Origin of the sequence: Mangrovibacterium sp., from assembly GCF_041596335.1 — a bacterium.
Classification (GTDB): domain Bacteria; phylum Bacteroidota; class Bacteroidia; order Bacteroidales; family Prolixibacteraceae; genus Mangrovibacterium.
The window spans coordinates 18975-29160 of sequence record NZ_JBFHIT010000059.1 but is presented as its reverse complement, the minus strand read 5'-3'; the positions used below and the strand labels follow the sequence as shown (position 1 = coordinate 29160).

Annotated in this window: 7 protein-coding genes; 3 read left to right on the top strand and 4 right to left on the bottom strand. The window is 42.7% G+C overall.

Annotated elements, in window-relative coordinates; all coding sequences use genetic code 11:
* Positions 1 to 84: 84 nt before the first annotated feature.
* A complete protein-coding gene (locus ABZD21_RS16495; protein ID WP_372776202.1) occupies positions 85 to 1503 on the bottom strand; it encodes a tetratricopeptide repeat protein in 1419 nt (472 codons plus the stop codon).
* Between the two features lie 44 nt (positions 1504 to 1547).
* Positions 1548 to 3083, bottom strand: coding sequence for a DUF4301 family protein (locus ABZD21_RS16490; protein ID WP_372776201.1), 1536 nt, complete (start codon positions 3081 to 3083; stop codon positions 1548 to 1550).
* A 222-nt stretch (positions 3084 to 3305) separates the two neighbouring features.
* On the opposite strand from ABZD21_RS16490, the gene ABZD21_RS16485 reads away from it, so the two are divergent.
* The 3 genes from ABZD21_RS16485 to ABZD21_RS16475 all read left to right on the top strand — a co-directional run bounded on the left by ABZD21_RS16485 (position 3306) and on the right by ABZD21_RS16475 (position 6133).
* Positions 3306 to 4256 carry a TIGR01212 family radical SAM protein gene (locus ABZD21_RS16485; RefSeq protein ID WP_372776200.1) on the top strand — a complete coding sequence of 317 codons (951 nt, stop codon included), beginning with the start codon at positions 3306 to 3308 and terminating at the stop codon, positions 4254 to 4256.
* A 250-nt stretch (positions 4257 to 4506) separates the two neighbouring features.
* Positions 4507 to 5013 carry an FKBP-type peptidyl-prolyl cis-trans isomerase gene (locus tag ABZD21_RS16480; RefSeq protein WP_372776198.1) on the top strand — a complete coding sequence of 169 codons (507 nt, stop codon included), beginning with the start codon at positions 4507 to 4509 and terminating at the stop codon, positions 5011 to 5013.
* Between the two features lie 40 nt (positions 5014 to 5053).
* Positions 5054 to 6133 carry a septation protein IspZ gene (locus ABZD21_RS16475; RefSeq protein ID WP_372776196.1) on the top strand — a complete coding sequence of 360 codons (1080 nt, stop codon included), beginning with the start codon at positions 5054 to 5056 and terminating at the stop codon, positions 6131 to 6133.
* Between the two features lie 133 nt (positions 6134 to 6266).
* On the opposite strand, the gene ABZD21_RS16470 is transcribed toward ABZD21_RS16475, so the two are convergent.
* On the bottom strand, positions 6267 to 6860 hold the full coding sequence (locus tag ABZD21_RS16470) for a class I SAM-dependent methyltransferase (RefSeq protein ID WP_372776194.1): 594 nt from the start codon (positions 6858 to 6860) through the stop codon (positions 6267 to 6269).
* Positions 6861 to 6934: 74 nt separating this feature from the next.
* Positions 6935 to 9850, bottom strand: a complete 2916-nt coding sequence (locus ABZD21_RS16465; protein ID WP_372776193.1) for an FAD-binding and (Fe-S)-binding domain-containing protein — start codon at positions 9848 to 9850, stop codon at positions 6935 to 6937.
* Positions 9851 to 10186: the final 336 nt, after the last annotated feature.

Genomic DNA, 10186 nt, shown 5'->3' with positions numbered 1-10186 from the left:
TCCTTTGTCCATCATCATTGTAACACCCGACTGCCTGGGCTGTGCAGGTCTTTCAGGGACAAACGGCAAATTAAAATTCATTTTTTATAATTTGGTTGATTCGTGTTTTTTGATCAATTTTTTTATGGATTCATTTTGAAGTGCTTCCGGGTAGTAATCGAATAAAACGCGGTAGCTGTTAAAATCAACTTCCAATGCTTTTTCAAAGTAGCCTGTTGCTGATACCTCATCATCGTTTTCCAGTAAATAGGCGGTTAAACGGTAATTGATAGTAGGGTCATTCGAAATAATTGTCAGGGCATTTTTCAGAATGTCAATCGAGCTGATCAATTTTCCCCTGTCGTATTCAAGTTCGGCATACGATATCCATCCATCTGGATTATCAGGATCCAGGCCGGTCGCTTTTTTTAAGGCCGATTCTGCCTGATCGAACTCGTCTAATTCGTGGTTTATCTTGCCGTACATGAGCCAGAAATCAGGATTCTCATCATCGAGTTTTAGTGCTTTCTTTAAAAACACCAGCGCTTCGGAAAGCTTTCCTTCCATCCACATGATGAGTCCGGAGCCGTACCATGCGTTGGAGTTGTTTTTGTTGAGCCGAATCGCGTTCTGATAATTCGCTAATGCATCGCTGTACTGCTCCAGATTCAGGTAACATTCACCCAAATAACAAAACGCATCGTCATTTTCGGCGTCCCGCTCCATGTATTCTTTATAGCACTCAATCGCTTCTTTGTATCTGTTGCTGTTTGAAAGCGCATTCGCTTTGTTGAAATACGCTTGCTCAAAATCATCTTGAAGTGCAATCGAAAAATCGTAGGCCGTTACCGCTTCGTCGTGGTCGCCAATTCGATTGAATGTAATCCCCAAATTGTACCAAACCGAAGCATTGAACGGATCGATATCCAGGTATTTATTGTAGTATTCTATACTTTTGCGAAAATCCTGGATGCGATCGTAGTAGTAGCCCAACTCATATAATACCAGTTCGTTTTCCGGATTATTTTCGAAGGCTCGTTCCAGAAAAGAGATGGCCTTGTCTATCTCGCCCGACTGCCCCAATGTAACTCCAATATTGTACATCAGGTCATCGTTATCGTCGTAGTTGTATTCAACAGCAGTTTCGTAGGCCTTGATTGCTTCATCAACCAATCCCAGCATGATTAATGCCGAACCCTTGACCAGAAAAATGTCAGAATTGGTGTTTTCAATGCTTTCAACGAAGTTCACTAATTCAAGACTTTCCTGGGCTTTGCCATCGACTAATAAAATTTGGGCTTTTTTAATGCTCAAAGCGATTGATGCGGGATGAATTTCGAGTCCTTTTTCAACTGCAGTTGAGGCTTTTTTTATCTTTCCCTCGTCTAAAAAAAACTCAATGATTCCCTCGTATTCAAATACATCAAAGTATTCGAATCGATCCTCTTTGACCATTTTTTTGAATCGGTTAACAGCTTCAACGATTTCTTCGTTCTCTAAATATTCCCTTGCGTCCTCATCCATAAAAACAAAATTGCAGGTGCAAATTTACAAATACTTTTGAATTCCTATCCCTCCGGTTGATGCTCTTTTCGTAAAAGGTCGTTTACAGTTTTAACCGGGTTGAAGGTTTGGATCGAAACTTCCACAAAAAGCGTGTTCCAATCAGCCATAGCTCCGTTCCACAATCCGGGCAGTTCTTGCGCTTTTAGGTCTTTGCCATTTTGCGATTTTTTTGAAATAAAACCGGTTGCCGGATCAATGAAATTGGTTAGGTCGTATTTTTCTCCTTTGTAGTTTTTGAAGGCGCACACCAGATCAACCGGGTTGAAATGCGTGGCTCCATCTACAAGCTCTTTTTGCTTTTCATCTGAAAAATCAATCTGAGAACTTTCGACCACCTGCAGCGAAACTGAATCATCGCTATTTTTAGCCCAAAATGGTCCTCCTCCTGGTTCTCCTTCGTTTCGAACCATACCACAAATCCGTATTGGGCGGTTAAATTTATTTTTCAGGTAATGGTAAAGTTCTTCTTTTTCGGTATAGTATTGATTTGTTGGCGGTTTAACATTTAAAACGTTCTCCAAAAAGTTCGATGCTTCAGCCAGGAATACACTGTCCAACGCCGAGTAGTGCCGCGTGTCAAAGACTTCCTGATAGGCAAAAATACGGTTTTGCATATGTAGCAGTAAGCCCGCCAACGCTTTTTTGAATTTTACGGTTTCCGGTTTCATATAGTCCGGAACTACGTTGTCGATATTTTTAATGAAAATGATGTCGGCATCTAACTCGTTCAGGTTGGCAATCAATGCTCCATGGCCACCCGGACGGAACAGCAAACTTCCATCTTCGTTGCGGAAGGGTTCATTTTCAGGAGTTACAGCAATGGTGTCGGTTGATGGCTTTTGTTGGCTGAACGAGATTGAATATTTGGCATTAAATTCCTTTTCATACTTGGATTGAATCTCCTTCAGATGATCTTCAAATTTTGGTTGATGTTCGGGAGATACCGTAAAATGGATAGCAATATTTCCGTCATTTTTTTTCGCATATAAGGCACCTTCAACGCAATGCTCTTCGAACGATGTTCGATTGCCGTCGGCGTAATTGTGAAATTTAAGTAAACCTTTTGGCAGATTACCGTAATTTAGCCCTTCTTCGCCCAAAACGAGGGTTAGAATTTCTAAAGCTGAAAGCTTTTCAGGCATTTTACCAGCTACTTTTTCAAGATCGGCATAAAAGGCGAATTGCTTTAAATTATCGAAAAAATATTGAATATCTTTTTGTTTTCTGACTTCGTCTTCAGAAATACCAGCAGCCAGTTTATCTTTAGCTTCATAGAGCGCTTTGAACATTCGGCTAGCTGCTCCTGAAGCGGGCACAAATTTCAGTAACGTGGCACTTTTAGCAACTCGTTCATCGAAATAGCGAATACTATCGTTCGTTTCTTCCTCGGTTAATTGAATAATACCATCTCCAATCGTAGCTGCTTTAATTACTTGCAGGAAAGGAAAACCGGAAACGAAATTTTCGATCTGTTGTTTGACAGTCGAAGGATTACTGCCTCGTTTTTGAATGTCTGCGCGTTCTTTTTCAGTAAACATAGTATTTTGCTTTTTGAATTAGTATAAAGTTAGTCAAATAGAATCTACAAAAATTGGTCAGTATAGCCTACTCTGGCTGAAAGTTTTCAACATTTGTTGATAAACCGGATTCGTCGGTCGGCTTTTGGGGCGCAATTTTCCCCGGTTGTAGTCCGATAGAAATGGCTGTGAGCCATCCAACTTTATTGCTATTTTTGTGCGCTAATGCACAACTATAAATATATGTCATTTCCGTGGAAGCATAATCGTCGGTACAATGATTTTCCGACCTACTTTCGAGCTAAATTTAATGACCGGGTACAAAAAGTTTCAGTCGATGCCGGATTCACCTGCCCAAACAGAGATGGCAGTAAAGCTTTGAATGGTTGCTCCTATTGTAACAATCAAACCTTCAAGCCGGAGTACTGCCGACTCGAAAAAAGTATTGGTGAACAGCTTGACCAGGGGATCGAGTTCTTTGCCCGCAAATACCAGTCGATGCGGTTTTTGGCATATTTTCAGGCCTATTCCAATACATACGCCGATGTTTCGGTGCTTAAGGAGCGCTATGAAGAAGCGTTAAGGCATCCGAAAGTAATTGGATTGGTTATTGGCACGCGACCGGATTGTTTGAATGAGGAAGTACTTGATTATCTCTCCGAATTATCAAAACAATATTATGTGATGGTAGAATTCGGAGTGGAGTCAGTCAAGGATGAAACGTTGCTCAGGATTAATAGAGGGCATAATTTTTCTGCTGCTCAGTGGGCAATTCGGGAAACGGCGAAACGTGGCATTCATAATTGTGCGCACTTAATTTTGGGGCTACCCGGAGAAGACCGCGAGGATTGGCTAAATCAGGCTCGGGAAATTTCGAAATTGCCGGTAGAAAACCTGAAGCTGCATCAATTGCAAATTCACAAGGGAACACGAATGGCCGTAGAGTTTGAAAGGAAACCCGAGGATTTTCACTTGTTCGATGTCGATCAATATGTCGATCTGATGGTTGATTATCTGGAGCTTTTGAACCCGGAGATTATATTGGAACGTTTTATTAGTCAGGCTCCAAAGGATTTGTTAATTGCTCCAAAATGGGGATTGAAAAATTTTGAATTTGTGGCTAAGCTTGAAAAGCGTTTGGCTGAACGTAATACCTGGCAGGGGAGGCTTTATGAATTCCCGACAGGCAAATAGTAACATCGTGTACCCAGGTGCCAACTGATTCATTTTAAGTATTTGCGTATTCCTTATCGGTGTTGATTGAAAATTGCATAAAACGAAAATTTTAAAGTAGTCAATTTTTAGATTGATTAAGGAATTGAGCTAGCCGCAAAAAACTTATTAACCTAAGAATGTTTATCTTGCACGTTTTATACGGCTGAATTTTAGACGAAAGACAGGCGTTGGTGCAAAATATTCACTTAAATATTGAAAAACTAAACGGATGAAAAATTATTGGAAAATTGGATTATTCGCATTTGTTGCAGTTGTTATGGTCGCTTGTAACGACGACGATTATGAGTCTCAATATACCGAAGAGAACGAGCAACAGTTGCTGACCGAATTGCTGGATAACTTAATTGAGAATGGTCGCGATATTGACACGACCAAGTTAGGAGTGTACTATATGGTAGATCAATTGGGAGAAGGGCCACTTGTTCAGGCTGGTGATTCAATCGGAATTAACTACAACGGTTATTTTGTGACAGGTAGTTTATTCGATTCGTCATCGTTTTATGGAGACGGAACGTATCGTTATGTCTACAAATCGGTCGATATGATTACTGGTTTTGACGATGCTGTGGGGACATTGCAAGAAGGGGGAGTTGGTACTTTCATCATTCCGTCCGGTCTGGCTTACGGTGTATACGGCTATAGCAGTATACCTCCTTATTCAACCCTTGTTTTTGAAATTGAACTTGTTGCGATTTACCCACCGGAAGTAGAATAATACGTTGATTTTAGAATCGTAGCTTGATTTTGGACGTTTTATGAATACGCAGCAGCTGAAGCTTTTCAAGCAACTTTTACCGGGTTTAGTTCCGTTGTTTGTTTTTATCCTGATTGATGAAATCTGGGGAACACAAGCAGGCTTAATAGCAGCCCTTTTTATTGGTGTGGCCGAGTTGCTCTGGATTTGGGTGAAAGAGAAACGATTTGAGCGGTTTGTTCTGTTCGATACTCTTTTACTCCTGCTATTGGGTGGAGTCTCATTGCTTTTGCATAACGAAATATTTTTCAAATTGAAGCCGGGATTGGTGCAGTTGATTTTGTGTGCTATTCTCGGTTTTTCTGCTTTTTCCAATTTGAATATCGTTGGCCTGATGAGCCGGCGATATTTGAAGAATATGGACGTGAGTGACGCACAGATGCAGCATATGCAAGGCAGTATAAAACTCATGTTCTGGATTTTTCTGGGGCATACTGTTTTGGTGTTTTATGCCACGTTCTATTTGTCCGATGCAGCTTGGGCTTTTGTTTCGGGAGGCTTGTTTTATATTTTGTTTGGAGTGGTGTTTTTGGTCACTTTTTGGAAACAAAAACGCCGACAGTATGGACAAGTTCAAGCGGTTTCGGAAGAAGAACAATTGCCTGTGGTTGACGAAAGTGGAAAAGTGATTGGCAAAGCGCCGCGTTCGGCATGCCACAACGGAAGTAAACTGTTACACCCGGTAGTTCACCTGCATGTATTTAACAAGACTGGCGCTATTTACCTGCAAAAACGGCCAATGAATAAGCTTGTTCAACCCGGCAAATGGGATACTGCTGTTGGCGGGCATATTGCTTTTGGCGAAGATTTGCAAACTTCACTAAAGCGAGAAGCCTGGGAAGAAATTGGCTTGCAAAAATTCTCCGCAAAGCTGATTAAATCGTATGTGTGGGAAAGTGATCTGGAACGAGAGCTTGTCTATGTGTTTTCCAGTAACGATTTTCAAGGTATTCAGTTGCATTCCGACGAAGTGCAGGAAGGTCGCTTTTGGACTCGCAGGCAAATTGAAGCCAATCTGGGGAAGGGCCTTTTCACTCCAAACTTTGAGAATGAATACCGGGAGTTTTTTCTTTTGAGTTGAATTTTATTCGAAGCAAATTCAGCTGCAGTTACCACAAACAGCTGCAGCTGAATATCAGTTGAAACAGGAATTTCCTGATTGTTTGGTTTGCAGAATTTTGTGCATCTCTTCAAACTGAAAGTAGCCAGTTTTTCTACTTGCTTGCGACAACCCGGATAATTGCAGCTTTTCCGGCATGGAATTCACCTTCATCCAATTCTGTTTCTAACAATTGAATCGTTACGTCGGAAAACGATGCAAAGTCACCATGTAATTCCGCTTCCGACCATAACATACTGCTGTCTTTCGGTCCGCCTGTATCGTTATTTATTTGTTCTTTTGAAAACCCTTCAACGATGAGACAGCCGCCTGGTTTGACAAACCGGGCAAATTTCTGATGGTATTCCCTTCGCTTCTCAGCCGAAACATGGGTGTAGATTAGGACCAGGGCATCGAAACTCTCGTCAGGAAAATCAGCATCATCGTATGTAGTCACTTGATAATCAATACAGACATTTCGTGATTTTGCCAGTCGGTCGGCCTTTGCTTTTCCTTCAGAGCTGCTGTCGAACGCGACAACATCCCATCCGAGTTGGGCGGCATACACAGCATTTCGTCCTTCGCCTTCACCGGGGAACAGGATTTTTCCCGCAGGCAGTTTTTTTAGTTCTTCCTTGAAAAAAACATTGGGCTCTGTGCCGTAGACATATTCGTTGGCGGCGAAGCGCTCATTCCAGAAATTGCTCATATTTCGCGTTTATTTTTCAGTTTCTATTCATGAATTCCACACTCTCAGGATACTGTTTCATTTCACGATCCGATCTATTTTAGGGCCTGATACAATATTTCAACCGGATGGAGGGCTTGCTTTCCGGTTCCGTGTAAAATGTGGTGTCGACACGAAGTTCCGGGAGCCGCTATTAATTCTTTTTCATGCATTTGTCGAACAGCCGGGAATAGTTTCATTTCGCCAATTTTCATGCTCAATTCGTAGTGCTCTTTTTCGTAGCCGAACGAACCGGCCATACCACAACAACTGGTCTGAATTTCGGTTACCTTGTAGTTTGAAGGAATTTCGAGCATCTTTTTAGTTGAAGCTGTTGATGCAATCGCCTTTTGCTGGCAATGACCGTGTAGTTTAATGTCGGTATGGCGAAGGCTAAACAGGTGCTTGTTTATTTTTCCTTTATCGGCTTGATCGGCCAAAAATTCGTCGATAAGTAAGCAGTTTTTAGCCAGCTCCAGGGCTTTCAATTTTAAATCGCCGTCGAGTAAATCCGGATATTCGTCGCGGAAGGAAAGGATTGCAGAGGGCTCAATTCCGACTAACGGAGTTTTTGCAGAAACCAGATCAGCCAGTAAGGCTACATTCTCGTGAGCAATTTCCCGGGCATTTTTCAGCAATCCTTTCGAAAGGAACGTTCTCCCGCTTTCGCGATGTTTCGGAATAACAACTTCGTATCCCAATTTATTCAATAAAAGAATCGTCTGGATTCCAATGTCGCTTTCATTTTCGTTGGTGAACTCATCGGCAAATAAATAAACTTTTCCGATGGCAGCCCCGTTTAGTTCCGGAGGGTTTTTGTACCACTTTCGTAAACTTAGTTTTGACAGACGCGGAACCTCTCGTTCCGGAGCAAATCCGATGGCTTTTTTAAACCAGGTTGCATTACTAATCCAGTTGGTGACAGGGCGAAAAGGGCGTCCTATCTTATTGAGCTGAGGCAAATAAGCGATCAGTTTTGTGCGGAGCGGAATACCATGTATTTCGTAGTAATGTTGCAGAAACTCGGCTTTCAGTTTGGCCATATCTACGTTCGACGGACATTCCGATTTGCAGGCTTTGCATGAAATACAAAGATCCATTACCTGATAGATTTCCTGGTGGTCAAACGGATTCGACTTTTCCGACCGGGTCAGGAATTCGCGCAATACATTGGCTCGTCCCCGGGTGGTTTTATCTTCGTCTTTGGTGGCCATGTAAGTCGGGCACATGGTTCCGCCAACCAACGAACTTTTCCGACAGTCGGCCGAGCCATTGCACATTTCAACAGCCCGAAGCAGCCCGGCTTGCCCCGAGAAATCAAACGTTGTCTCAAACTCTTTTGGAGTTCCGGTCAGGTAGCGCAAATTTTCGGTGATCGGAGGTGTGTCTATAATCTTTCCGGGGTTCAGCAGTTTGTCAGGATCCCAAGTTTCCTTCAATTTTCGGATAAGTTGGTAGTTGTGTTCACCCAGCATAAACGGAATGAATTCTCCGCGTAGTCGTCCATCGCCGTGCTCACCGCTAAGCGAGCCCCGGTGTTTTTTTACCAATGCCGCTATTTCTTTGGCAATGGTATGGTAGAGTTTTACATCGTTTTCATCTTTCAGGTTTAAGAGCGGACGCAGATGGATTTCGCCGGTGGCAATGTGCGCGTATTTCACACAGTTCAACCCATACTTAGCCAGTATTTGGTCAAATTCGTCCATATAGTCGGGCAGATATTCGGGGGCGATCGCTGTATCTTCAATAACCGTCGTACTTCGTTTATCGCCTGGGATATTCGAGAGCAATCCGAGTCCAGCCGTCCGCAGTGCCCAAACTTTTTTAATATTTTCAGCTCCTTGAACCAACGGAAAATGATAGCCTAATCCGGCAATGCGGTAGTCGGCTTCCAGGTTGGCAGTGGTTTGCAGAAGCTCTTCCAGAGTTTCGCAGGCAAATTCGATCATCAGCATCGCAGCCGGGTCGCCTGAAATGAAGAAGCGATTTTTGTTCTGCTCAACGTTTTCTTTCGTGCAATTCATAATGATGTCATCCATCAGTTCAATTGCCGTAGGGTTGTGTTTTAACGCGATTAGATTCCCCTTGTAGGCATCCTGCAAACTGGAGAAATGAGCGCACATCAGTCCGACGTGTTTTGGGGGAAGGGGAATGAGATTCAGCTTTAATTTGGTTGTGAATGCCAATGTTCCTTCACTGCCGGCCAATAGTTTGCAAAGATTTATTGAATCGCCTCCCTTGGTGAATGGCTCCGTTTCGAGCAGTGCATCCAAGGCATACCCATTATTGCGGCGTTTGACTTTCGGATCAGGATATTCGTTTCGAATCTGTTCCTGATTCGTTGGATCAGAGAGTGTTTCACGAATATTTTTGTAAATGCGGGTTTCAAGTAAGCTTGGGTCACCGTTGCATTTCGATTCAAACTCGGATTTTTCAAGCGCTTTGAACGTAACTGATGATCCGTCAGAAAGGATGCATTCGGCCTCGAGCAGGTGATCGCGTGCGCTTCCGTATACGAGGGAGTGAAGACCACACGAGTTGTTGCCAACCATTCCACCAATGCAACAGCGATTTGCCGTTGATGTTTCCGGACCAAACAAGAGTCCATGAGGGGCGAGGTGTTGATTTAGTTCATAGAGGTTAACACCCGGTTCAACCCAGATCCATCTTTCTTCCGGATTAAATTCCAGAATCTTAGTCATGTATTTCGAAATGTCGACAACAATTCCGGAGCCAACAACCTGTCCGGCCAGTGATGTACCAGCTGCACGCGGAATCACAGAGCTTCCGTTTTCTCTGGCAAAATGCAGAATCGCCCGGATATCATCGGCACTTTTGGGCCTGCATACAGCTTGGGGCATTTCCCGGTACGATGAAGCGTCGGTGGCATAGAGCACACGTTGTACGTTGTCGGTAAATACATCACCTTCAATCTCGTTTTTCAATTTGGAAAGTATATCGTTCGGTTTCATGGTTGCAATGTGATAGTGGAACAAAGTTAGCTATTTAATTGGGCAGATGCGTTTCATGAGCTATATAAAGGGAATGTCAAATTTTAAGAAAACTTAATATTGGAGTTAATTTTCGCCAAAAGGTTAGTATAGTAATACAATCGATTGCACAACTGGTAGGTAAATGAGCGGTAAACGCCTGGGAAGCTCTGTTTTTTTTCATGTTTATCAATTATATTCCGTTGTAGGGATAGGGGCTCAGTTTATTTTATTTATTTTTGCATACGTATCATTCAGCCTAAATAAACATTCATACTGACCTGTTTTAAGACTGATAGCACCTTGTCACCAATTGAA